The 23,251-nt window shown below is 66.1% G+C and carries 23 protein-coding genes; 17 read left to right on the top strand and 6 right to left on the bottom strand.

Annotated elements, in window-relative coordinates; genetic code table 11:
• Nucleotides 1-18: 18 nt before the first annotated feature.
• From GPK39_RS01735 to GPK39_RS01725, 3 genes are all read right to left on the bottom strand, one after another.
• Nucleotides 19-1,590 (bottom strand): ABC transporter substrate-binding protein, encoded by a 1,572-nt coding sequence (locus tag GPK39_RS01735; protein WP_215673543.1) that lies wholly within the window; start codon nucleotides 1,588-1,590, stop codon nucleotides 19-21.
• Nucleotides 1,591-1,594: 4 nt separating this feature from the next.
• A complete protein-coding gene (locus GPK39_RS01730) occupies nucleotides 1,595-2,128 on the bottom strand; it encodes a hypothetical protein (protein WP_215673542.1) in 534 nt (177 codons plus the stop codon).
• 145 nt (nucleotides 2,129-2,273) lie between these two features.
• The gene (locus tag GPK39_RS01725; protein ID WP_215673541.1) at nucleotides 2,274-3,200 is read right to left on the bottom strand and encodes a sirohydrochlorin cobaltochelatase; all 927 of its coding nucleotides are present in this window, start codon (nucleotides 3,198-3,200) and stop codon (nucleotides 2,274-2,276) included.
• A gap of 458 nt (nucleotides 3,201-3,658) precedes the next feature.
• Between GPK39_RS01725 and cobM the strand changes: the two genes are divergently transcribed.
• Genes cobM through cobK form a run of 17 tightly spaced genes read left to right on the top strand, consistent with a single transcriptional unit; the run spans nucleotide 3,659 to nucleotide 19,507 of the window.
• Complete coding sequence (gene cobM / locus GPK39_RS01720) at nucleotides 3,659-4,450, top strand: precorrin-4 C(11)-methyltransferase (RefSeq protein WP_215673540.1); 792 nt, start codon at nucleotides 3,659-3,661, stop codon at nucleotides 4,448-4,450.
• A gap of 1 nt (nucleotide 4,451) precedes the next feature.
• On the top strand, nucleotides 4,452-5,636 hold the full coding sequence (gene cbiD, locus GPK39_RS01715) for a cobalt-precorrin-5B (C(1))-methyltransferase CbiD (protein ID WP_215673539.1): 1,185 nt from the start codon (nucleotides 4,452-4,454) through the stop codon (nucleotides 5,634-5,636).
• Nucleotides 5,629-5,862, top strand: coding sequence for an SAM-dependent methyltransferase (locus GPK39_RS01710; protein WP_215673538.1), 234 nt, complete (start codon nucleotides 5,629-5,631; stop codon nucleotides 5,860-5,862). The genes cbiD and GPK39_RS01710 overlap by 8 nt, the downstream gene beginning before the upstream one ends.
• A gap of 42 nt (nucleotides 5,863-5,904) precedes the next feature.
• Nucleotides 5,905-6,996 carry a cobalt-precorrin 5A hydrolase gene (locus GPK39_RS01705; protein ID WP_252204501.1) on the top strand — a complete coding sequence of 364 codons (1,092 nt, stop codon included), beginning with the start codon at nucleotides 5,905-5,907 and terminating at the stop codon, nucleotides 6,994-6,996.
• Nucleotides 6,996-7,739 carry a precorrin-3B C(17)-methyltransferase gene (cobJ, locus tag GPK39_RS01700; protein ID WP_215673536.1) on the top strand — a complete coding sequence of 248 codons (744 nt, stop codon included), beginning with the start codon at nucleotides 6,996-6,998 and terminating at the stop codon, nucleotides 7,737-7,739. Before GPK39_RS01705 ends, cobJ begins: the two co-directional genes overlap by 1 nt.
• Nucleotides 7,727-9,076, top strand: a complete 1,350-nt coding sequence (gene cbiE / locus GPK39_RS01695) for a precorrin-6y C5,15-methyltransferase (decarboxylating) subunit CbiE (protein WP_215673535.1) — start codon at nucleotides 7,727-7,729, stop codon at nucleotides 9,074-9,076. Before cobJ ends, cbiE begins: the two co-directional genes overlap by 13 nt.
• Nucleotides 9,073-10,455: a cobyrinic acid a,c-diamide synthase CobB gene (locus GPK39_RS01690; RefSeq protein WP_338404374.1), complete on the top strand. Its 1,383-nt coding sequence runs from the start codon at nucleotides 9,073-9,075 to the stop codon at nucleotides 10,453-10,455. Before cbiE ends, GPK39_RS01690 begins: the two co-directional genes overlap by 4 nt.
• Nucleotides 10,448-11,590 carry a nicotinate-nucleotide--dimethylbenzimidazole phosphoribosyltransferase gene (locus GPK39_RS01685; protein ID WP_215673534.1) on the top strand — a complete coding sequence of 381 codons (1,143 nt, stop codon included), beginning with the start codon at nucleotides 10,448-10,450 and terminating at the stop codon, nucleotides 11,588-11,590. The genes GPK39_RS01690 and GPK39_RS01685 overlap by 8 nt, the downstream gene beginning before the upstream one ends.
• On the top strand, nucleotides 11,587-12,135 hold the full coding sequence (locus GPK39_RS01680) for a bifunctional adenosylcobinamide kinase/adenosylcobinamide-phosphate guanylyltransferase (RefSeq protein ID WP_215673533.1): 549 nt from the start codon (nucleotides 11,587-11,589) through the stop codon (nucleotides 12,133-12,135). The genes GPK39_RS01685 and GPK39_RS01680 overlap by 4 nt, the downstream gene beginning before the upstream one ends.
• Nucleotides 12,132-12,899: an adenosylcobinamide-GDP ribazoletransferase gene (locus tag GPK39_RS01675; protein WP_215673532.1), complete on the top strand. Its 768-nt coding sequence runs from the start codon at nucleotides 12,132-12,134 to the stop codon at nucleotides 12,897-12,899. Before GPK39_RS01680 ends, GPK39_RS01675 begins: the two co-directional genes overlap by 4 nt.
• Complete coding sequence (locus tag GPK39_RS01670; RefSeq protein ID WP_215673531.1) at nucleotides 12,896-13,897, top strand: histidine phosphatase family protein; 1,002 nt, start codon at nucleotides 12,896-12,898, stop codon at nucleotides 13,895-13,897. The genes GPK39_RS01675 and GPK39_RS01670 overlap by 4 nt, the downstream gene beginning before the upstream one ends.
• Nucleotides 13,897-14,871, top strand: a complete 975-nt coding sequence (gene cbiB, locus GPK39_RS01665; protein WP_215673530.1) for an adenosylcobinamide-phosphate synthase CbiB — start codon at nucleotides 13,897-13,899, stop codon at nucleotides 14,869-14,871. The genes GPK39_RS01670 and cbiB overlap by 1 nt, the downstream gene beginning before the upstream one ends.
• Nucleotides 14,868-16,091 carry a pyridoxal phosphate-dependent aminotransferase gene (locus tag GPK39_RS01660; RefSeq protein WP_215673529.1) on the top strand — a complete coding sequence of 408 codons (1,224 nt, stop codon included), beginning with the start codon at nucleotides 14,868-14,870 and terminating at the stop codon, nucleotides 16,089-16,091. Before cbiB ends, GPK39_RS01660 begins: the two co-directional genes overlap by 4 nt.
• A complete protein-coding gene (locus tag GPK39_RS01655) occupies nucleotides 16,084-17,583 on the top strand; it encodes a cobyric acid synthase (protein WP_338404373.1) in 1,500 nt (499 codons plus the stop codon). The genes GPK39_RS01660 and GPK39_RS01655 overlap by 8 nt, the downstream gene beginning before the upstream one ends.
• Nucleotides 17,580-18,095 (top strand): cob(I)yrinic acid a,c-diamide adenosyltransferase, encoded by a 516-nt coding sequence (locus GPK39_RS01650; protein WP_215673527.1) that lies wholly within the window; start codon nucleotides 17,580-17,582, stop codon nucleotides 18,093-18,095. The genes GPK39_RS01655 and GPK39_RS01650 overlap by 4 nt, the downstream gene beginning before the upstream one ends.
• Nucleotides 18,096-18,737, top strand: coding sequence for a precorrin-8X methylmutase (locus GPK39_RS01645; protein ID WP_215673526.1), 642 nt, complete (start codon nucleotides 18,096-18,098; stop codon nucleotides 18,735-18,737). It abuts the gene before it with no gap.
• The gene (gene cobK, locus GPK39_RS01640) at nucleotides 18,734-19,507 is read left to right on the top strand and encodes a precorrin-6A reductase (protein WP_055286487.1); all 774 of its coding nucleotides are present in this window, start codon (nucleotides 18,734-18,736) and stop codon (nucleotides 19,505-19,507) included. Before GPK39_RS01645 ends, cobK begins: the two co-directional genes overlap by 4 nt.
• Before the next feature lie 211 nt (nucleotides 19,508-19,718).
• Here the strand turns inward: cobK and GPK39_RS01635 are convergent, their stop codons facing one another.
• Genes GPK39_RS01635 through GPK39_RS01625 form a run of 3 tightly spaced genes read right to left on the bottom strand, consistent with a single transcriptional unit; the run spans nucleotide 19,719 to nucleotide 23,139 of the window.
• Nucleotides 19,719-20,933, bottom strand: a complete 1,215-nt coding sequence (locus GPK39_RS01635) for an ABC transporter permease (RefSeq protein ID WP_215673525.1) — start codon at nucleotides 20,931-20,933, stop codon at nucleotides 19,719-19,721.
• A complete protein-coding gene (locus GPK39_RS01630; RefSeq protein WP_215673524.1) occupies nucleotides 20,930-21,703 on the bottom strand; it encodes an ABC transporter ATP-binding protein in 774 nt (257 codons plus the stop codon). The genes GPK39_RS01635 and GPK39_RS01630 overlap by 4 nt, the downstream gene beginning before the upstream one ends.
• Complete coding sequence (locus tag GPK39_RS01625; protein WP_215673523.1) at nucleotides 21,703-23,139, bottom strand: efflux RND transporter periplasmic adaptor subunit; 1,437 nt, start codon at nucleotides 23,137-23,139, stop codon at nucleotides 21,703-21,705. Before GPK39_RS01625 ends, GPK39_RS01630 begins: the two co-directional genes overlap by 1 nt.
• Nucleotides 23,140-23,251 lie beyond the last annotated feature (112 nt).

The raw sequence follows: 23,251 nt of genomic DNA, 5'->3' as shown, positions 1-23,251 counted from the left end.
AGCCGGCTTCTCATGACGCTAGCCAAGCTTCCTCAGATAATGGAAGTCGCTCGCGTCATCGCCAGTGAACGCCCCGTGCAGCTCGTCGATAATGTCGGCGGTAGAAGTCATCTGCTGGTACATGTCGGCGCATGTGACCCAGACGTTGCCGTTCTTCACGGCTTTGAACTGCGACAATAGCGCGTTTTTGCTTACGAAGTCGTTCAAGGTGGCAACCGATTCGTCGATGGTGCCGTTGTAGACGATGATGTCGGCATCCTTCGCCGTCGCGTAGAAGCGCTCCATTTCGAGCGTTACTGACGAACCTGACGTCGACGCCGTCTGCGCGTCATCGAGCGCGTAGTTGCCGCCTGCAAGCTCGATCATCTGCGCCACGTAGTCGCCCGCCCGTCGCGTGACGGCGGCCCCGTTCGAGTTTATGTAGAAATACGCCACGGTTTTACCTGACGACGCGAGCCCCGACGTTTGCTCGACGCGGGCCTTCTGCTCGTTGAACAGGTGCGCGGCCTCGTCTTCCTTGTCAAATAGGACGCCGAAAAGCTTTATCCACTCGACGCGCCCGAGTGCTTCGGACTCGCTCGACGACTGTTCGGTGAGCACGACGAGCCCGAGCTTCTGCAGCTTTTCCTTCACATCGGGCGTGTGGTTGATCATGGTGTTCTCGATGGCGAGCGTGCAGCCCGAGGCCGATATTCGCTCGTAGTCGGGCGCGCTGTACTTGCCGCCGTAGGCGATCGCCCCACTTTCGAGTGCGCTTTTGAAGCCCGCGACCGAGCAATCGTCGGCCTTCGTGCCCGACATGATGATATTGTCGTTCGCATCGAGCGCGTCGACCAGGCACATCGTCGCCGACGACACGAGGTACACCTTGTCGGCGGGGCGCCTTATGACCACGATGTCGGAGCTCAACCCATCAGGTACCTTTGCATCTTGCGGCACCACGAGGAAGCGCTCCCCGTTCGAAATGCAGATAAGCCGCAGGCCGCCTTCGTACTCGTCGACAGTGAAGTGCTCGGCGTATTCAAGCTGAAGCGCCCCCGTCGGCTCCCAGCCGCAGCCCAAATCTGCGTTGTGGAAGTCGGCCGCGGCGCTTGAAGCCGTTCCCGCAGGGGAGCCGCCGCTTGCATCGTCGCCCGTTTTCTCCTTCATGGTGGATGAGTCGAAGTGGAGCGTGTAGTCGATGGTGTGCGGCGTCGACATGGCGACGGTCTCGGCCGACACGGCGATGTCCTCGTCGAGCGTGACGGGTATTTCGAACGTGGAGTTGCCGCCGTCGTTTACGGGCGCGTAGTCCACGCCGTCTACGGTCATCTTGTCGTAGTTCGAACTCGACCAGGTGATGGTCGCGGTGTAGGTGTCGCCATCCTTCACAATTGTGGTGGGTGAGGCGATGCTTGCGCGCCCTGACCCACCGGAAAGCGAGACGCTCACAGTGTATTCCTGAGAGCCCGCCGTGCCACCGGTCACGTTCGGGCTCGCACTGCACCCCGCGAAGGGAAGCGCGAGCAATGCGACGAGAACGCAGGCGATCGCGCGCGTCGCGATGCTGCGGCGCTTCCTGCTTTCCCCCTTGGGAAGAATCGACCGCATGGCGTTACTTCAGTGCGTCGGCGCGCAGATCGACGCCGGCGGATTCGAACACGAGCGTGCGGTCGTACCACTGCTCTTTTCTAATACTCCACGCGGCGCAGGCGGTGTCCTCGTCGAGCGCTTCAACGGGCACGTCGTAGGTGTACTTGCCTTCCGCGTTTTCCACATAGGGGATGAAGCCGGCCTCGCTCGCGGCGGCAGCCTCGTCGCCCGTGCCCATGAAGAGCTTGCCGTAGCCCGTGCCGGAAAGCGTCATCACGCAGTGCATGGAGCCGTTTTCCACGATGAGCTGGGCGTCCACAATCCTGAACATGTTCGAGCTGGAATCTACGGTGATCGGATAGGTGCCGTCGGCCACCTTGTCGGCGGTGATGGGGGCAGCGCTTGCGCCCTCGGGCGCATCGGCCGCCTGTTCGGTCTTTTCCTGGGAATCGACATCGCTTGCCTTTGCGCTGTCGATTGAATTTCCGCCGCAGCCGGCGAGCGAGAACGCGAAAAGCGCCGCTGACAGGGCGAAGGCGAGGGTTTTCTTCAACATGGAGGGGGTTCCTTTCAATCGCTTCGACCGCCCGCGCCGTGCGGTGGGCGGGCGGGATGCGAATGCAACGGGCATGCGCCGTCAGTCGGGGAAGGCGCATGCCCGTTGCACGGGGACGCGACCGGCGCCCCCGTGCGCGGGGAGTTTACAGCTTGGCGATGGCGTCGTCCACGTGCGCGACGTAGATGTCGTCGACCGCGACGTTCTGTCCCAGACCCTGGAGCAGGCACGTCACTTCGAAGCCGGCGGCCACGAACTTCGCAGCCCAGCTGTCGGGGTCGGTCTCGTCTGCCATGTCGTTGTTCGCGTGGTCGCCCGCGACCACCATGAACGGCGCGAGCACGGCCTTCTTGTAGCCTGCGGCGCTCGCGGCGGCGATAACATCCTCGCAGGTCGGTTCAGCCTCGACGGTGCCGACGAAGAACTGCGTCAAGCCCTCGTTCTTAAACACTTCCTGCATCTTGGCATAGTCGGCGTTGGAATCGGCTTCGGTGCCGTGGCCCATGAGGCACAGCGCCGTCTTGCCGTCGTCGAAGGACGCCATGTTCTCCTTAATGGCTGCGGCCACCTTCTTGTAGTCGTCGTCGGAGGTGAGCAGCGGGTCGCCGAGCGAGATTTTGTCGAACTTGTCGGCGTACTTGTCGAGCTCGTCTTTCACGTCGGTGTATTCCAGGCCACCCATGAGATGCGTCGGCTGCACGACGATTTCCTTCACGCCGTCTTCCACGCAGCGGTCGAGCGCCTCGGTCATGTTGTCGATCGTGATGCCGTCGCGCTTCTTCAGCTTGTCGATGATGATCTGCGCGGTGAAGGCGCGGCGGATGTCGTAGTCCTGCCAGTACTTCTCGCGGATAGCGTCTTCGATGGCGCCGATGGTGATGTGGCGCGAGTCGTTGTAGCTCGTGCCGAAGCTCGTGACGAGGATGACCGGCTTCACGGCCTTCTCCTTTTCGCTCGATTTCTCGGAACTCGCGGAGGTGCTGGAGCAGCCCGCGAGCGCGGCTCCGGCGAGCGCGAAGGCTCCGGTTGCTGCGGCGCCCATGAAGCCGCGGCGTGACATCTGGTCGGACATGGTTTTTCCTTTCCTCGGTTTGCCGGTCCCCCGGCGACAGTTGCTTGTCGGCACAAGCGAAAGAAAAGCGCACCCCTCGGGGTTCACAAGGAGCTAACGCCACGGCGATGCCGTGAGGAAAAGGCGAAGCAGTCTGGCTTGGGGCGCGAGGCGGTTCGCCCGCGCGTCCTATACAGTAATGTCCCTTGCCCAGGATTCCCACCTGGTTCCCTCCGCAAGCCAGCGCGGGCTGTGCGGGCGCCGCGCCGGTCATTTCCTTTTATCCGATTGTCATATGCTCGTTGCCGAAACTTTTACTATGATAGTGGGCACTTGTGAACGTGTCAAAGCCAGGGCGGGCGGCATTGCGCCTCCTGCCTGCGTATTTGCGCCGATTGCCGCTGCGGGCGCCGTGTTTTGCCCGCTGCGCGAATGGCGGCGTAAACGGTTGCGATGAGAAACGGGAAGGGAAGGCTCGGATGATTCATATCGTTGGCGCAGGCTCGGGCGCCGCCGACCTTATCACGCTGCGCGGGGCGCGCCTTCTGCGCGCGGCCGACGTGGTCGTTTGGGCGGGAAGCCTTGTGAACCCCGAGCTGCTCGCTGAGTGCAAGGAATCCTGCATCGTCTACGACAGCGCGTACATGACCTTGGAGGAAGTGCTCGACGTGATGTGCGCGGCAGATGCGCGGGGCGAGGAAGTGGTGCGCCTGCACACGGGCGACCCGTGCCTGTACGGCGCCATCCAGGAGCAGATGGACGCGCTCGACGCGCGCGGCGTGGACTACGAGGTGGTGCCCGGCGTGTCGAGCTTTTGCGGTGCCGCGGCGGCGCTTCGTCAGGAATATACGCTGCCGGGAATCAGCCAGTCGGTCGTGATTACGCGGCTTTCCGGGCGCACCCCCATGCCCGCGGGCGAGGGCATGCGCACCATGGCGGAAAGCGGCTCGACTATGGTCATCTTCCTGAGCTCGGGTATGCTCGCCGAGCTTTCCGCCGAGCTTTTGGCCGCGGGCCGCAGCTCCGATGAGCCGGCGGCGCTCGTGTACAAGGCGACCTGGCCTGAGGAGCGCGTGGTGCGATGCACAGTGGGCACGCTCGCCGATGCGGGCGCGCGAGAGGGCATCGACCGCACGGCGCTCGTGGTGGTGGGCCGCGTGCTCGGAGCTCGCGGCGGGTTTTCGCACAACGGCGCGCAAGCAGAGTCGTACGAGCGCAGCAAGCTTTACGACCCTTCGTTTGCCACGGGGTATCGGAAGGCGAGCAGCTAGCGTGGCCTTCGAGCACTACATATATACCGGGACGACCCGCCTGCGCTGCGGCTACACCACGGGGAGCTGCGCCGCGCTCGCGGCGAAGGCGGCCTGCGAGATGCTTTTGTCACGAAAGCCCGTCGGCCGCGTGTCGATCGTCACCCCCGGCGGGCTGCCCGTCGAGGCGAACGTGGTCGACGCATGCATCGGCGAGGGGTGCGCCCAGTGCGCCGTGCGAAAGGACGCAGGCGACGATGCCGATGTGACTGACGGCGTACTCGTGTACGCGCACGTGGAACATGCGGGGTCGGGCACGGGTGCTGCGGGCAGCAAGGACGTGCCCGCGCGCGAATCGGAAGTTTCCGTCGATGGCGGCGTGGGCGTGGGGCGCGTGACATTGCCCGGGCTCGAGCAGCCGGTGGGGGCGGCCGCCATCAACGCGACGCCGCGCGCGATGATCACTTCGGCGGTGCGCGAGGTGTGCGCCGCGCACGGCTTTTCTGGAAATATTGCTGTGACGATTTCGGTACCCGAGGGTGTTGCCCTTGCCAAAAAGACCTTCAACCCGCACCTGGGGATAAAGGACGGCATCTCCATCCTGGGCACGACGGGCATCGTCGAGCCGCGCAGCCTCGCTGCCTTGCGCGACAGTATCGAGCTCGAGATCCGGCAGCATGCGGCTATGGGGCGGTGCGGAGTCGTGCTCACGCCCGGCAACTACGGCGCGCAGTTCATCTCAGGGCATTTCCACCTAAACGGTGCGCCGGTGGTCTTCATCTCCAACTTCGTGGGCGATGCGATTGATTGCTGCATTCGCGAGGGATTTACCAATGTCCTTCTTGTGGGACACATCGGCAAGTTGGTGAAGGTCGCGGGCGGCATCATGGACACCCATTCGCGTACCGCCGACTGCCGCGCGGAGATTCTGGCCGCCCACGCGGCCATGGCCGGCGCGGGCGCGAAGACCGTGCGCGAGATCATGACGTCCGTCACGACCACGGCGGCACTCGAGGTAATCGAGGCCGCCGGCGTGGGGGACGCTGCGTGCGCCTCGCTCGCTGCGGCAATCGAGGACAGGTTGCGCCGCCGCGCGGCGGGCGCATGCGACATCGCCGCGGTCGTGTTCGACGCCGAGCGCCGCGAGCTTTTCCGCACGTCGGGCGCCGATGCAGTTATCGGGGTATTGGGGGCGACGTATGAGTAAAGGCGTGCTGTACGAGGTGGGCCGCGCAATCGGCTGGCCGGGGACGAAGGTGGTTATGAAGGCGCGCCGCTCGCTTGCGGACACGAAGCGCATTCTTTGCGAGGAGGGCGCCTTTGACGGTGCCGAGCTCGTAGAGGACTGTGGACTTCCGGGCGAGCGCGTGTACCGCTCGCTTGACGATGTGCCCGATCGGGGCAGCTACTTCTCGACGATGGTGGTGCGCTAGATGAGGATTTCCTGCATAGCGTTCACTGAGAGGGGGTATGCGTTGGCGGAGCGCACCGCACGCGCGCTTTCCGATTGCGCGCAGACAGGTGAAGATGACCCTGGCTGGGACGTTTCCGTTTCGCGCGGGTTCGGCGAGGGGAAGGCCGACCTGCGCGCATGGACGGCGCTTGCGTGGGAAGCGTCGGACGCGCTTCTGTTCGTGGGCGCGGCGGGCATCGCCGTGCGGGCGATCGCGCCGCATGTCGCTTCGAAGGCAACCGATTCCGCGGTTGTGGTGATTGACGAGGCGGGGCGCTTTGCCGTCCCGCTTTTGTCGGGGCATTTGGGCGGTGCGAACGAGCTTGCGCAAACTGTGGCACGCGCGGTAGGGGCCATCCCCGTCATCACCACGGCGACCGACGTCCGCGGCGTGTGGGCGGTGGATACGTGGGCGCGCTGTGCGGGGCTCGCCGTTTCGAATCCCGAGGCCATCAAGCGAGTGTCGTCGCGGCTGCTTTCGGGCGGGCGCGTGGCGCTCTATTCCGACATGCCGATTTCGGGACAGCCGCCTGAGGGGGTAGACATTGCGTCCGACCGCGCTCGGGCCGATATCGTCGTGTCGCCGTTCGCTGGCGCGAATGCAGGTGCGTTCGTTCGCGCGGCAGAGACAACGGACGAGGTCGTGCCCGCCGGTGAGACGGGGATGCCGGCGGGCATGCGGGTGCAGGCGCCTGCGCCCGAGCCGCTTCGCCTTGTCGTGCCCTGTATCGTTGCGGGCATAGGGTGCCGTCGCGGTGCGTGCGCCGAAGCGATCGGGGAGGCGTTTCTTCTCGCGTGCGGGCAGGCGGGCATCTCGCCTTTGGCCGTGCGCGAGGCGGCGACGATCGACGTGAAGGCGCACGAGGAGGGTCTGCTCGCCTTCTGCCGCGCGCGCAATATCCCGCTTGCGACGTATTCCGCAGAGGAGTTGTCGCAGGTCGAAGGCAGCGTTTCGCCATCTGATTTCGTGCGCGCGACGGTGGGGGTCGACAACGTGTGTGAGCGCGCGGCGCTCGCGGACGGGGGCAAACTTATCTTCCCGAAGCTCGCTCACGGCGGCGTGACCGTCGCGTTTTCCAAGGTAACTATCGAACTTTCGTTTAAGGAGCGGTAATGGGAAAGCTCTTCGTGGTGGGGATCGGCCCGGGCGGCCCCGACGGCATGACGATTGCGGCCCGGCGCGCGCTCGAGGCGGCCGACATCGTTGTGGGGTACACGAAATACGTGGAGCTCGCGCTCGCCGCCGTGCCCGACGCGGCGCATCTCGCGACGCCGATGATGCACGAGGTCGAACGGTGCCGCCTGGCGCTTTCGCGCGCGCAGAGCGGAGAAGCCGTGGCGCTCGTGTGCAGCGGTGACGCGGGCGTGTACGGCATGGCGAGCCCCGTGCTGGAGCTTGCGGAGGACTACCCCGATGTAGACGTGGAAGTTATCGCCGGGGCCACCGCGGCTCAGAGCGGGTCGGCGGTGCTCGGCGCTCCGCTTGCCCACGACTTCGCGGTCGTGTCGCTCTCCGACCTGCTCACGCCGTGGGAGGTCATCGAGCGCAGGCTCGCCGCCGTGGCGAGCGCCGACTTCTGCATCTGTTTGTACAACCCGCGCAGCAGAAAGCGCGCCGACAGGCTCTTACGCGCGGCGAAGATTATGCTCGAATGGAAGGCCCCCGACACGTTCTGCGGCTGGGTACGCAACATCGGGCGCGAGGGGCAGCAGTCGGGCATGTGCAGGCTCTCTGAGCTGGGGGAGATCGACGCCGATATGTTCACCACCGTGTTCGTCGGCAACGCGGACACGAAGCGCGTGGGCGGCCGCATGGTCACGCCGCGCGGGTATCGGGAGATTCCATGCGAAAGGTAACGATCATCGGGGCGGGGCCCGGAAACCCCGACTTGCTCTCGCGCGCGGCGCTCGACGCGATCGATATCGCCGACGTGGTCATCGGCGCTCATCGCGCGCTTGCCGGCATCGACGTGCCGCCCGACGTGGTGAGATGCGAGCTCGTGAAGACGGCGGACATCGTCGCCGCGCTCACCGATGCGGCGTCGTGGCAGCGCGCCGTGGTCGTGATGACGGGCGATGTGGGGCTGTTCAGCGGCGCGCGCCGCCTGGTGGAGGCGCTCTCCGGCGACGCGCAGGTGGACGTGCACGTCATTCCCGGCATAAGCTCAGCGTCGTATCTCGCTGCGCGCCTCGCGCGTCCATGGCAGGATTGGCGCTTCGCGAGCGCTCACGGCGTGGCGTGCGACATCGTGGCCGAGGCCGAGCGCGCAGGTGAGCTCTTCCTCGCCACGTCGGGCGGGGAAGACCCCTCGCGGCTTTCGGGCGAGCTTGTGCAGGCGGGCTTCGGGGACGCGCGCGTGACGGTGGCCGAGCGCCTGTCGTACCCCGACGAGCGCATCACCTGCGCGACCGCAAGTGAAATCGCAGGTCAGACGTTCGACGACTTGAACGTGATGCTTATCGAGCCCGCAGGCGGCGCCGGGTCGCCTGCGGGCTCTAGCGCAGCCTCCGAGGCGCCGGCCGGCGCGTCTGCGCCCGCGGCGGCTTCTTCCGCGGCGGACTCTGCGGGCGCATCCCGCGCCGCGAGCTCCCGCTGGCCGTACGCTTCCTCGGGCATTCCCGACGAGCTCTTCATCCGTGGCGACGTTCCCATGACCAAGCAGGAGGTGCGCGCCGTCGCGCTCGCGAAACTGCGCCTTACCGCGACCGACACCGTGTGGGACGTCGGCGCCGGCACGGGGAGCGTGTCGATCGAGGCGGCGCTCGTCGCGCGAGCGGGGTCGGTATGGGCGGTCGAGCGCAACGCGGCCGGCGTGCGGCTCATCCGAGAGAACGCGGATGCATTTGGGTGCGGCAACGTGCATGCGGTCCCCGGTGTCGCCCCCGAAGCGCTCGCGAAACTGCCCGTCCCCGACGCCGTGTTCGTCGGCGGGAGCGCGGGCGAGCTTCCCTCCATCGTGGAGGCGGCGCTCGAGAAGAACTCGCAGGTTCGTCTGTGCGTGCCATGCGTCACCGTTGAGACGCTCACCGAGGCGTGCGCGCTCCTCTCGGGTTCGCGCTTTAAGGGGTTCGAGGCGTGCCAGGTGTCGGCCGCCCGCGCCGAGGCTGTAGGCTCGCACCATCTTATGAAGGCGCAAAACCCCGTGTTCCTCGTCAGCGCGCGTGGTGCAGGTGGGGAAGGCGGCGCCCGGTGAGCACGTCCATCCCGCGCTTCATGGTCGCTGCGCCCTCGAGCGGGAGCGGCAAGACGGTCGTAACGTGCGCGCTCCTGCGCGCGCTCGCGCGCCGCGGCCTTGCATGCGCGGCCTTCAAATGCGGCCCCGACTACATTGACCCGCTCTTTCATCGCCGCGTCGTGGGTGCGCGCTCGGGCAACTTAGACGGCTTCTTCACCGACGCCCCGACGCTGCGCGCCCTGCTCGCCCGCGGCGCCGCGGGCGCGGATGTTGCGGTGCTCGAGGGGGTCATGGGCTTCTACGACGGCATGGCGCCCGGCGTGGCCGACGCGAGCAGCTACCAGGTTGCGCGCGATACGGAAACGCCGGTCGTTTTAGTGGTGAACGGGCGCGGGGCGTCTTTATCGCTCGCCGCCGTAATCCGCGGCATCGCCGAGTTCCTGCCTTGTGCGAACGTGCGCGGCGTCATGCTGAACAAGACGAGCGCCGCTGCCTGCGCCTACGCGGCGCCTGCGATCGAGAAGCACACGGGCGTCGCGGTTTTGGGGAATATTCCCGCCGACGAGGCGTTCTCGCTCGATAGCCGGCATCTGGGGCTTGTGACCGCCGACGAGGTCGAGCAGCTCTCCGCGCGCATCGACAAGATGGCCGAGCTGGTGGAAAAGAGCGTCGACGTCGACCGCTTGCTCGAAATAGCGGCGACGGCACCCGATATCCGCGAGGAACCTTACCGGTTGAAGCCGATCGCGGGAGCGCGGCCCATCGTCGCCGTCGCGCGTGACGAGGCGTTCTCGTTCTACTACGAGGAGAACCTGCACGCGCTCGAGGACCTGGGTTGCGAGCTGGCCTTTTTCAGCCCCCTGTGTGATGGCGAGTTGCCCCGGGGGACAAGCGCCCTCTATCTGGGGGGCGGCTACCCGGAGCTCCATGCGCGGCAGCTCTCCGAGAACGCGCCGATGCGCGAGGCGGTGCGGCGCGCGGTGGAATCCGGCATGCCGACGGTCGCCGAATGCGGTGGGTTTCTGTACCTGCAGCGCGAAATCGCCGATAGCGAGGGGCGGCGCTGGCCTGTTGCGGGCGCCCTTGAGGGCGCAAGCGAGAACGGGGGAAGGCTGTCCCATTTCGGGTACGTGGAGCTTACTTCCCAACGCGATGGGCTCTACGGGCCGCGCGGCACACGCATTCGCGCGCACGAGTTCCACTACTGGCAGTCCACCTGCCCGGGCGGCGACTTCTGGGCGCAGAAGCCCCGGCGCGACAAGGGCTGGCCGTGCATGACGACCACCCCGTCCCTGGTGGCGGGCTTTCCACATGTTTACTATCCTGCGAACCCCGACGTTGCGCGCGCGTTCGCGTCTGCCGCAGCGTCGTTCGAAGAGAGGAGACGGCATGGCTGAAGCAATCGAAACCGTGCTTGCCTGCATCCGCGAGGAAGTCGGGCGCGCGTTCTCGTCGGCGCCGGGCGCCGCGCTCGAAGCCGCGCTCTCCCGCATCGCGCCCGCAGACGAGTGCGCCCGCGCTGCCGCGTACGCCGCGTGGGATTCCATCGCGCACCCCTTGGGGGGATTGGGCGACTTTGAAGACGCCGTCGCGTGTATCGCCGCAGCTCAGGGGAGCGCCGAGGTGGCCGAGTTTCCCCGTGCGCTCGCGGTATTCTTCTCCGACAACGGGGTCGTTGCCGAAGGTGTGTCGCAAAGCGGGCAAGACGTGACGCGAGCCGTCGCGCGCAACATGTGCGAGAGGGCCACGAGCGCCTGCCGCATGGCGGCGTTCGCGGGTGCCGAGGTCGTGCCCGTCGACGTGGGTATGGCCCGGGGCATAGAAGACGCGCGCATGGTGCGCGCGAACGTGCGGCGGGGGAGCGGCAATATCGCGCACGGCTCCGCTATGTCTCGCGATGGGGCCGTGCGCGCGATCGAGGTCGGAATCGCCGTCGCGTGCGGACTTGTCCGCGCCGGTGTGCGCCTTCTCGCCGCGGGCGAGATGGGCATCGGCAACACGACCACCTCGGCGGCGGTGGCCGCAGTGCTCATCCGGGCGGACGCGCGAAGCCTCGTCGGGCGCGGCGCGGGGCTCTCGGACGCCTCACTCGCGCGCAAGCGCGACGTGGTCGAGCGCGCTATCGATGCGAACTCGCCCGATCCCGCCGACCCGATCGACGTGCTCTCGAAGGTGGGCGGCTTCGACATCGCGGCGATGTGCGGCTTCTACCTGGGGGCCGCGGCCTCGAAGGCGCCGGCGCTCCTCGACGGGGTCATATCCTGCACGGCGGCCCTGTGCGCGGCGCGCCTGTGTCCCAACGCCTTGGGCTACCTCGTGGGCACCCACGCATCAAGCGAACCCGCAAGCCAGGAGCTCCTTCGCGAGCTCGGCATAAAGGCACCCCTCGACGCAGGCATGCACTTGGGCGAGGGCGCGGGCGCCATGGCGTATCTGCCCCTTCTGGATTCGGCGCTGCGCGTGTACCGGGATGGGAAGACGTTCACGGCGACCGGCATGGCTGCTTACGAGCATTTCGAGGCCGGGAAATGACGGTGACGCTCGTTATCGGCGCCGCCGCGAGCGGCAAGAGTGCCTACGCCGAGTCCCTGTGCCTCGGGCACGACGGCCCCCGTGTGTACCTGGCAACGATGGAGCCCTTCGGGGAAGAGGGCGCCCGCCGCATCGCGCGCCATCGGGCGCTGCGCGAGGGCAAGGGGTTTTCCACCCTCGAGCGCACGCGTGACGTGGGCGCCGCAGTGCCCGGGCTTCCGCGCGGCTGCACGCTTCTTTTGGAGGACGTGGGCAACCTGGTTGCGAACGAGCTCTTCGCGGAAGGCGGCTTGTCCCCACGTGACCCCGACGCTGCGGCGCGCGAGGTGCTCGGGGGCATTGAACGGCTCGCTCAGGCCGCTGCGTATACGGTGGTGGTCTCCGTCGACGTGTTCGCCGATGGGATACGCTACGATGAGGGGACCGAGGCATGGAGGCGCGCGCTCGCGCGCGTGAACGCGGGCGTGGCGGCGCTGGCCGACCGCGCAGTCGAAGTGGTATGCGGGATTCCCGTGTGGATGAAAGGCGAAGGACCTACAAGGTGAAGATAGCAGAGGCAATCGGCGCGGCGTTCGGAACGTTCTCGCGCATCCCCGTCCCGAAATCGGCCTGGACCGATTTCGGATCAACCCATGCGCTTGCCGCGTTTCCCCTGGTGGGCCTTGCGGAAGGCTTCCTCATGACGGCGTGGGGGTACGTGGCGAACCTGCTCGGCGTGCCCGCAACCATCGTCGCGGCCGTGCTCGTGACGCTGCCTGTGGTGGTGACGGGAGGCATCCACCTAGACGGGCTCTGCGACACCTCCGATGCGCTTGCAAGTTGGGCCCCGCGCGAGCGAAAGCTCGAGATCATGCACGACCCGCGGGCGGGCGCCTTCGGGGTCATCGGTGTTGTTGTGTACCTTATTCTGCAGTTTTCCCTGTTCACCGCGCTGCCGCTTACGGCGGGGGCGTTCCTCGCGCTTCTGTGCTCGCTCGTGTTCTCCCGCGCGCTTTCGGGGCTCGCCGTAGAATGCTGGCCTGCCGCGCGGGCGGACGGCATGGCCGCGGGGCTCTCGCCTGCGAAGAAGCGCGCGGCGATCGTCGTGCCGCTTTGCGCTTTTGCTACGGCTTCGGCTGCAGGGATGGTCGCGTGCGCTCGGGCCGTCGGCGCCCTTATGGCGGTGGCGGGGCTTTTGGCGCTCGCTTGGTACCGCCATGTTGCCCTGTCCCGCTTCGGCGGGGTGACGGGTGATTTGGCCGGATGGTTTCTGCAATGGGCCGAGCTCGCGATGCTTGCCATGCTGGTGGCGGGGGGCATGCTCCTATGATTCTCGTGGTAGGTGGCGCGCATTCGGGGAAGAGGACCTTCGTGCGCGAAAAGCTCGGGTTCGCGGCGGACGATTTCGTCGACGCGGCGCAGCTTGCGGAGGGCGGCGTGCCCGCGGCTTTTGCCGGCCGTGTCGCGTACCGTGCTGAGGAACTCGTACGCGCGCTCGACGCTGACCGGGCGCTCGAGCGGCTGATCGGCTTCGACGCAGTGATTCTGCCCTTGGTCGGCTCGGGGGTCGTCCCCATGCGTGCGGAAGACGCCCAATGGCGCGAGCGCGCGGGGCGCCTAGGATGCGCGCTCGCTGCGCGCGCCGACGTCGTCGTACGCATGACGTGCGGGATTCCCCAGGTCATCAAAGGAAACCTTGCCGATGCGCCTCGAGGGACGCAGGGCGCGGGCGCGCCTTTGGAAGTCGTCTTCGTGCGCCATGGTGCCACGGCGGGCACGGAAGACCATCGCTACAGCGGGGCGGGCACCGACGAGCCCCTGTCGAGCGCGGGCGAGCGCGCTTTGCGCGACCTCGCGTGCGATCGTGACGTGTTCCGTGTTATCACGAGCGGCATGGCCCGCACCGACCAGACGGCGCGCATCCTCTTCCCGAACGCGGAGCTTATGGCGTGCCCCGGTCTGCGCGAGATGGATTTCGGTGACTTCGAGGGGCGAAGCGCCGCCGAGCTTAAAGAGGATGTGCGCTACCGCGCCTGGGTAGACTCCTGGTGCGATACGCGCTGCCCGCATGGCGAGGGCAAGAGCGATTTCACCCGCCGCGTCGTCGCGGCGTTTCGGGAGGCGTGCGAATCGGAGCGCGCCCAGGGGAGTGGGCGCGCCGTCTTCGTCGTTCACGCGGGTACCGTGAAAGCGCTGCTCTCCGAGCTAGCTGTCCCGAAAATGGGATATTTCGACGTGCATACCGAGCCGGGCGGCGCATGGGCCGCCACCTGGGATGGGCGCTGCCTTCGCGACGTTCGCCCCGCTTCGGGGGGCGATGCCCGGTGATGACGATTCTTGCCGTCGCCGCCGGGTTCGCGGCCGACCTTGCCTTCGGCGACCCGCGCTGGCTTCCTCATCCCGTCGTCGCCATGGGGCGCGCGATCACGTGGGCCGAAGGCCGCCTGCGGCGCGCATTCCCGCAAACGTCCGCGGGCACGCGCGCCGCAGGGCTTGTGCTCGCCGTGGCGCTTCCGCTTGCGTGTGGGCTTTTGACCTGGGGAATCCTGCATCTTTGCGGCATGGTTCACTCCGGCTTGCGCTTCGTGGCCGAGGCATGGGCGAGCTATCAGATTCTCGCGGCATGCGAGCTGCGCCGCCAGAGCCTGGCCGTGGCCCGCGCGTTCTCGAAGGGCGGCCTTGTCGCGGCGCGCGAAGCCGTCGGGCTCATCGTGGGACGCGACACGTCTGTTCTCGACGAGCAGGGCGTTGCGCGCGCCGCCGTGGAAACGGTGGCGGAGAACGCGAGCGACGGCGTCATCGCGCCGCTTTTTTATCTTATGATCGGGGGTGCGCCCTTGGGCATGGCGTACAAGGCAGTGAACACGCTCGACAGCATGGTGGGCTACATAAACGAGCGCTACATCGACTTCGGCTGCGCCTCGGCGCGCCTCGACGATGCGGTGAACTGGATTCCCTCGCGCTTATCGGCCCTGCTCATGATCGCCGTGTGCCCGATCGTCGGGCTTGACGCGCGCGGGGCGGCGCGCATCTGGCGCCGCGACAGGCGTCGCCATGCGAGCCCCAACTCTGCGCAGACCGAGTCAGCGTGCGCGGGCGCGCTCGGGCTGCGCCTGGCAGGACCTGCGGTGTATTTCGGCAAGCTCTTTGAGAAACCGACGATAGGCGACGCGTCCCGTGAAATCGAGTGGGGCGACATCGCCCGGGCGACAAGGCTCATGCTCGCCGCGTCCGTATGCGCGCTCGTCGTCTTCGGCGCCGCGCGCGCGGCGGTCGTGCTCGCCGTGGGGGCGATGGCATGAGGGAAGACCACGCCGCGTCCCGGGCTGCCGGGGGAATCCTGCGCGCCCGTGCGCATGGGGGCAGCTCGCAATCGCTCGGCATCGCTTGCGAAGGGGGCGCCTCCGACCTCATTGACTTCTCGGTGAACGTGAATCCGGCAGGCCCCTCGCCGCGCGCCGTCGCCGCAGCTTGCAAGGCGCTTTCTCGAATCGACGCCTACCCCGATAGGGAAAGCCGCGCCCTCGTTCGCGCCCTAGCGCGCGCCCAGGGCATTCCCGAAGATACTATCGTCTGCGGCGCGGGCGCGTCCGACATCATCTGGCGGCTCGCCGCGGCGGTGCGCCCGAAACGCATCGTCGTGTGCGCGCCGACGTTCTCTGAATATGCGGAGGCGGCATCGTACTACGGCGCATGCGTGCAGGAGCTCCCGCTCTCCGAAGCGGACGACTTCGACGTGCCCGCCTCCTTCGCCCGCGCGATCGAGGGGCCGGGAGACGTGGCGTACCTCTGCAATCCGAACAACCCGACGGGGCGCCTCGTCGACCCCCGCGTGATCGATGCCGCGGTTTGCCGCTGCGAGCAGGTGGGAGCGCTGCTCGTCGTGGACGAGTGCTTCCTCGGATTTGCGCCCGACGCCCGCGAAAGGAGCGTGGCCGCACGCGCCGCGTGTTCGCGCCATGTGGCCGTGCTCTCCGCGTTCACAAAGCTCTACGGAATGGCGGGGTTGCGGTTGGGATATCTGATCAGCGGAAACGCTAAACTCATCGAGGGGATTCGCCGGGCGGGGCAGGCGTGGCCCGTCTCCTCGGTCGCCGAGGCCGCGGGCATCGCCGCCCTGGAAGACGTCGAATACGTCTCGCGCACGCGCGATGTATTGGCGGGCGAGCGAGCGTGGCTTTCCCACGAGCTCTCCTCGCTCGGGCTTTCCGTCGTGCCGTCGGATGCGAACTTCCTTTTAGTCCGCACGCCGGCGAAAGACATCCCCGAGCGTCTGTATAATCAGGGGGTTTTGGTCCGCACGTGCGACTCGTTTTCGGTACTGTCCCGTTTCTGGTGCCGCGTCGCGGTGCGCACGCGCAAGGAGAACGCCCGGCTTGCGATGGCGTTCAGCCGCGCGCTTCGGGCGGAAGGCGCATCGGACGAAGGCGAACCCGACGAACGGGGCGGCGCTTCTTGTAGCGGCGCGATGGCGGGCGCGGATGGCCGAGGCTCGGCGAAGGGGGTCGATACCCGTGGGTAGGGCGAAGCCCATCATGATCCAGGGCACCATGTCGAACGCGGGGAAGAGCCTGCTTGCGACGGGGCTGTGCCGCGTGCTTGCGCAGGACGGCCTGCGCGTGGCTCCCTTCAAGAGCCAGAACATGGCGCTCAACAGCGGTGTCACGGCCGACGGGCTCGAGATGGGGCGCGCCCAGATCATGCAGGCCGAGGCGTGCGGCATCGCGCCCGACGTGCGCATGAACCCCATCCTGCTCAAGCCCGAAAGCGACCACCGAAGCCAGCTCATCGTGGCCGGCAAGGCGCAGGGAGCCTTCGCTGCGAGGGACTACTTCGCGCGAAAGAAGGCGCTCATGCCGCAGATTTTGGAGGCGTTCGATTCGCTCGTGGAGGAAAACGACGTCATCGTCATCGAGGGCGCCGGCAGCCCCGCCGAAATCAACCTTGCCGAAAACGACATCGTCAACATGGGGCTCGCGCGCGCCGTGTCCTCCCCCGTGCTGCTCGCGGGCGACATCGACCCAGGCGGGGTGTTTGCCCAGCTCTACGGCACGGTCGCGCTCCTTGCACCCGAGCACCGCGCGCTTTTGCGGGGGCTTGTGGTGAACAAGTTCCGCGGCGATATAAAAATCTTGCGCCCGGGTTTGGCTCCGCTCGAGAAGATGTGCGGGGTTCCCGTCGTGGGGGTCGTGCCGTATCTTGCGCTCGACCTGGACGACGAGGACTCGCTCGCGCCGCGCCTATCTGCCCGCGAGGCGCGCGGCGTCATCGACGTCGCCGTCGTGCGCCTTCCGCATCTGTCGAACTTCACCGACTTCGACCCGCTTTCGCGCGTGCCCGGCGTGGGCGTGCGCTACGTTTCCTCGACGACCGATCTGGGCCGACCCGACCTGGTGGTGCTTCCCGGCTCGAAGTCCACGCTCGACGACGCGCGCTGGCTTGCGGCTAGCGGCATCGGAGCCTGTGTACGCGCGCTTTCGGGCGCGGGCACGCCGGTGCTCGGCATATGCGGAGGCTACCAGCTTTTGGGAGACGAGCTTTCCGACCCGCACGGCAGGGAAGGCACTGGCACCGCGCGCGGGCTCGGGCTCATCCCGGCAAGTACGGTGTTCAAGGAGGAAAAGCGCCTCGCCCACTCGGAGCTGCGCATCACGGGCGCCCAAGGCGCGTTCTCGGTGTGGAACGGCATGACGGCGCGCGGGTACGAGATTCACGACGGCGAAACGACCGTCTCCTGCGCCTCTGTGGGCACGATTGGCGGCAAACCAGAAGGCGCGGCCTGCGGAAACTTGTTCGGAACCTATCTCCATGGCCTGTTCGACGAACCGGGGGTGGCGCTCGCCCTCGCGCGCTCGCTCGCGCGCATGCGCGGTCTGCCCGAGAGCGTCGTGGGTGCTGCGGGCGTGGCGTCCGCGGCCGATCACCGTGCGCGCGAGTTCGACCGCCTGGCCGACGCCGTGCGCGGGGCGCTCGACATGGAGTATCTCTACCGCATTATCGAGGAGGGCGTATGATCCACGTGTATCATGGCGACGGCAAAGGCAAGACCACGGCGGCGATGGGCCTCGCCCTTCGCATGCTCGCCGCAGGCCGCCGCGTCGTCGTCGTGCAGTTCCTGAAAGACGGCGAAAGCGGGGAGGCGCGCCTGCTCGCCGAGCATTTCGGCGTGCCCGTGTTCGCGGGGAAGGCGTCGGACAAGTTTACCTGGTCGATGACGTCGGAAGAACTTGCCGCGACGCGCGAGCTGCACGATGGGAACCTCGCTTTCGCGCTCGCCGAGCTCGAGGGCGTGCAGGAGGGGCTGCTCGTGCTCGACGAGGCGCTCGACGCGCTTTCGAAGGGGCTTGTCGACGAGGCGCTCGTGGATCGCGCGCTCGATATGTCCGCGCGCGGCGTCGAAGTAGCGCTTACCGGGCGCGCGCCTTCCCGCAAGATCGTGGAGAAGGCCGACTACATAACCGAGATGCGGTGCGAGAAACACCCCTACGCTCAGGGGATATGTGCAAGGGAAGGAGTGGAGTACTAGATGGATTCCAAGGAGATGGCGCCCGGCGACATCGAGCGGCGCAGCTTCGAGATCATCACCGAAGAGCTCGGCGGCCGCACGTTCCCGCCGCTCGAAGAGCCCGTCGTGAAGCGCGTCATCCACACCACTGCCGACTTCACGTACGCCGATTCCCTCGTGTTCACCCATGACGCCGCGCACTGTGCGCTCGACGCACTGCGCGCAGGGGCCACGGTGCTCACCGACACGAACATGGCGCTCGCAGGCATAAGCAAGCCCGCGCTCGCGAAGATCGGCTGCCAGGCCGTGTGCTACATGGCTGACCCGGATGTCGCCGCAACGGCGCGCGCCGCGGGCACGACTCGCGCCGTTGCGAGCATGGACAAAGCTTGCGGCATCGAGGGTCCGCTCATCGTGGCCGTCGGCAACGCTCCCACAGCACTTCTGCGCCTCGCCGAGCTCATGGACGCGGGGAAGATCTCGCCCGCGCTCGTCGTTGGGGTGCCGGTTGGGTTTGTGAACGTTGTCGAGGCGAAAGAGGAGCTACTCGCACGACGCGTGCCAGCCATCGTCGCGAGGGGTCGCAAGGGCGGCTCGACCGTGGCGGCCGCCATTATGAACGCGCTGCTCTACGAGATCACGCGCCCAGGCGGCCCGAAGTGACGGCGCCCGCATCCGCGCCGGCGCTGCGCATCTTCGCCGGCACCACCGAGGGCCGCCTTCTGTGCGAATGGGCGAGCGGGGCGGGCATCCCCGCTCGTGCCTACGCGGCAACCGAGTACGGAGGCGAGCTTTTGGGCGAGCTTCCGGGCATCGAGGTGCATGCGGGCAGGCTCGACGAGGCCGACATGGAGCGCGAGCTTTCCGGCGCGCGCATCGTCGTCGACGCCACGCATCCCTTCGCTACGCTCGCAAGCGGCAACATCCGGGCCGCTTCGCTCGCCGTGGGTGCACGATGCCTGCGCCTTACGCGCCCGGTCGAGGCGCTGCCCAAAGGCGTCGTGTCGGTCGCGTCGATCGCCTGTGCGGCGCGCTTTCTCTCCGAGAACCCAGGTCGCGCGCTTCTCACGACGGGGAGCAAGGAGCTTGCTCCCTACACGCGCGTCGCCGATTTCGCGGAGCGCTTCTTCGTGCGTGTTCTCCCGCTGCCCGGTGCTATAACGAAGTGCATCGACGCGGGGTTTTCGCCGTCGCACGTCATCGGCATGCAGGGGCCCTTCACCCGCGAGCTCAACGAGGCGATGCTTCGGCAGGTGGGCGCCCAGTGGCTTGTGACCAAGGACTCGGGAACCGTAGGCGGCACGGCCGAGAAGATCGCCTCCGCGCGCGACGTGGGAGCGCGCTGTATTGTGGTCGCCCGTCCCGCCGAGGGAGGCGGGGCCCTTTCGCTTCGGGAAGTGGAAGACGCGCTCTTACGGGAGTTCGCGCGCTAGGCGCTCGCCGCGCCTGCGCGCCCTCCCGCCCGCGAGGAGGAGCGCCCCGAGCAAGCTCGACCCGTACAAGCCCGTCATCCGCCAATAGCTCGAGGACGACGCCCGGAACTGGCGCAAGCAGCCCTTCAATAAGTTGCGGTGAAATAGTGTCTGTTTTTGCTGCTAGATAGCATAATCAGTCCCTAATTCACCGCAACTTGTTGGTGGTGGCTTACTGGTAGCGTAGGCACTCCACCGGGTCGAGCTTTGCTGCGCGGCGAGCGGGGTAGAAGCCAAATATTACTCCGATGCCGACGGAGACGGCAAACGCGATCAACACGGTCGTAATGGAGAAGCTTGGCGTGATCGTCCCGGTGGCTCCAAACTCGCTCATGATGCCCGAGCTTGCGGCAAAGAACGTGAGCCCCCAGGCCAGCAGATAGCCAATCACGACGCCCAGAATGCCGCCAGTGACGCACAGCGCCGAGGACTCGGCCAAAAACTGCGCGGTGATATCGCGACGACTGGCGCCCAGGGCACGGCGAATACCGATCTCGCGGATGCGTTCCGTTACGTTGGTGAGCATCATATTCATAATGCCGATACCGCCGACAAGCAGCGAGATGCTGGCGACAGCACCCATGATGAGCGAGAATGCGCCCATAAAGGAGTTGAGTGCATCGATAGCGCTTTTCATGGAGGTCGCCGATACGCTGTCGTACTCATCCTCCTCCCCGATGCCCTTCATCGCGCGCACCTTGGACTCGATGGTCTTACAAAGCTCATCCATGTCCGTGCCCTCGGCGGCAAGTGCCGTCACGCTGGGGAATGAAGGATTTTCATCGCCAAATAGTCCGGAGATAGTTTCGCGTGGCATATACAGCGTGAGCGAGCCCATGGAGTCGCTGCCGCCATCAATCACGCCTACAATCTGCACCTCGCCGTTGGACACCTTGATGGTTTTCCCCAGCGCATCCTGTTCGTTGCCGTAAAGCTGATCGGCGCCGCCGCGGCTGATGAGCGCCACGCGCGAGCCTGATTGGGACTCGGCCTGGGAATAGGTACGCCCCGCAACGAGCTTGCCGGCCCCCACCGCGTCGAGCATGTCGCTATCGACGCCCTGTGCCATGACGGTATAGCTTTTATCGCCGGTCTTGTACTCGGTGTACGCGCTGTCGACAATTCCGATCTGCTCTATCTGCGGCACTAGTTTTTGAAGCTTCTGAACGTCAGAATCGGTGAGTTCTTGGGACGAATAGATCTGAACCATACGAGCTGCGTTGAGGCCCAGGCTGTTGACCAAGCTGTTTTGGATGCCGCCGATGAGCGAAGTCATGGCAATAACCGAGGCGATGCCGATGACAATGCCCAGGATGGTGAGCAGGCTGCGCCCCTTGTTGGCCTCGAGCGAGTGAAGGGCTTCCTGGATGAGATCGCGGGCGCTCATGCCACCACTCCTTTCGGCGGGTTGGCGGAGGCGGAAATTATGGGCAGGCTATCTACGGCGCTGCGCAGGGTCCGCGGTGCATGTGGAATATACGCGCCGTCGTGAATGCGACCGTCGCGGATGGTCACGGCACGGTCGGCCTCGGCGGCGATGCCGGGGTCGTGTGTGATGAGCACGATGGTTTTGCCGCGCTTCTGGAGCTTATGGAAGGTTTCCATCACAAGCGCTCCGGTCGCGGAGTCCAGGTTTCCCGTCGGCTCATCGGCCAGGATGATGGGCGGGTCATTGACGAGGGCGCGTGCGATGGCGACACGCTGCATCTGGCCGCCCGAGAGCTCGGATATACGGTGGTCCCAGTGGTCGATCGGTAGTGTGACGGCCTGTAGCGCGTGCACGGCGCGCATTTCGCGCTGGCTACGGGGCACATTGGTATAGGCCAGCGGTAGCATGACGTTTTCGATAACCGACAGGCGCGGCAGCAGGTTGAAGCTCTGAAAGACAAAGCCAATGCTCAGGGCGCGAACTTCGGTGAGCTCGTCATCATCGAGCTCGGCCACGTTGAGCCCTTGCAGGTAATAGTCGCCCGCCGTCGGTTTGTCCAGACAGCCTAGGATGTTCATGAGCGTTGATTTGCCCGAGCCCGAGGGGCCGGTAATGGCGACGAACTCGCCGGGATTTACCGCAAGGCTCACGTTGTGCAAGATGTGGGCGCACCCCGCCTCGCTCTCAAAGATGCGATGCACGTTGCGAATGTCGATGACGGGGCGCATTACATGCCCTCATCGTCAGACATACTGCCCGAATCCGCGCTGTAGCCGCTGTCAGCCGTTGCGTCCGCTCCGGTGTCCATGACGAGGGCGTCGCCATCGTGCAGCTTGGTAACCGGCACGTTGGGGTTGATCTCGTTGCCCTGGTCGTCGCGCTTGACCTGCGTCTTGCCGACTACGGCTTCGTTGTCGTTTTGCGTTACGACGGTCACCTTCACGCGACGGGATTGCTTGCCCTCGTCGTCGGTTGCCACGTTGACGTAATAGTGTTCGCCGTCTTCGGTCATGAGCGCCATCGTCGGAACCATCACTACGTCGTCGAGCTGCTCGGTTACCACCGAGACCTCGGCCGTCATGCCCGGTTTGAGGCGCACGTCGGGCGCCTCGATGAGGATGTCGACGTTAAAGGTTACGCTGCCGCCGCCACCGTTGGCGGCGTCGGAGTTTGCCACCGAGGCGATGGCCGTGACCGTTCCCTGGCTCACGATATCGGGAAACGCGGGATACGTGACGTTGGCGCTCTGCCCAACGGCGATCTTGGCGATGTCCTTTTCGCCCACCTGCACGGTCACCTTCATCTTGGACAGGTCGGCGATCTGCATGCACTGCTTGCCGCCGCTCGTATCGCTTTCGCCCATGATCATGCCGCCTGTAACCGTGGCGCCCACTTTGGCGTTGAGTTCCACGATGCTGCCCGAGCTTGGGGCCGTGACCGTACGGCTGGCTGCCTTGGCGTTCGCCTGATCGAGGTTTGCCTGGGCCGATGCGAGGCTGCGCTGCGCGGCCGATACGGCGTTCGTGTCCGCTGATGCGTCGGAGACGCCAGCCGCTGCGGAAGCTCCATCGACGTCCGTCGTTGGGGTGGCCTGCGCGGCAGCTGCGGCTTTCTGCGCGTTGGCGAGGTCTTCCTGGGCAGCTGCAACTGCACGCTGCGCCTCGGCAACGCTGCGATCGAGCTCGTCGTTTTTAATGGTCATAAGCACGTCGCCCTCGTTGACGGATTGGCCTGCCTGCACGTTGATCGAATCGACCGTGCCGTCGACAGAAGGGGAGACCACTGAGGACGAAATGGGTTTGAGCTGGCCTTTCGCCTCGACCGTTGTGGTAAACGTGCCCTCAGTTACCATGTCGGTCACAGGCCCGCTAGCGCCCTGTGGCTGCGCATTGATAACAAGGGTTGCGACAATGGCAATGAGCGCGATGGCGCCCACGACGCCGGCGGCAATACCGCGTCGAATCAGCTTTTTGCGTCGACGTTCGGCATGTTTTGCCTTGAGCTTGGCATATGCCTCTTCATCGGAAATCTCGGCCGCATCGTTCGTGCGTCCGTTCTGCTTGTCGGCATGTACGTGTGTAATCAGAGGAATCGTTTCGGTGGCACCTTCGGGCGTGTTCTCGGTATCATCCGGGCCCGGTGTGATCGTGGGGACATTCGGCATAGCGTCTCCTTTATAGAAAGAACCTCGTTAAGTATATACGCCCACCGGTTGGGGCGGGCGCATGGGACGGTTTCTTTCGGAACTGTTAGATTGGTCGCAGCGGTTCCACGTT

The sequence above is a fragment of the Collinsella aerofaciens genome (genome assembly GCF_018785245.1).
Lineage (GTDB): Bacteria > Actinomycetota > Coriobacteriia > Coriobacteriales > Coriobacteriaceae > Collinsella > Collinsella aerofaciens_AD.
This window is presented reverse-complemented; position numbering and strand designations above follow the sequence as displayed.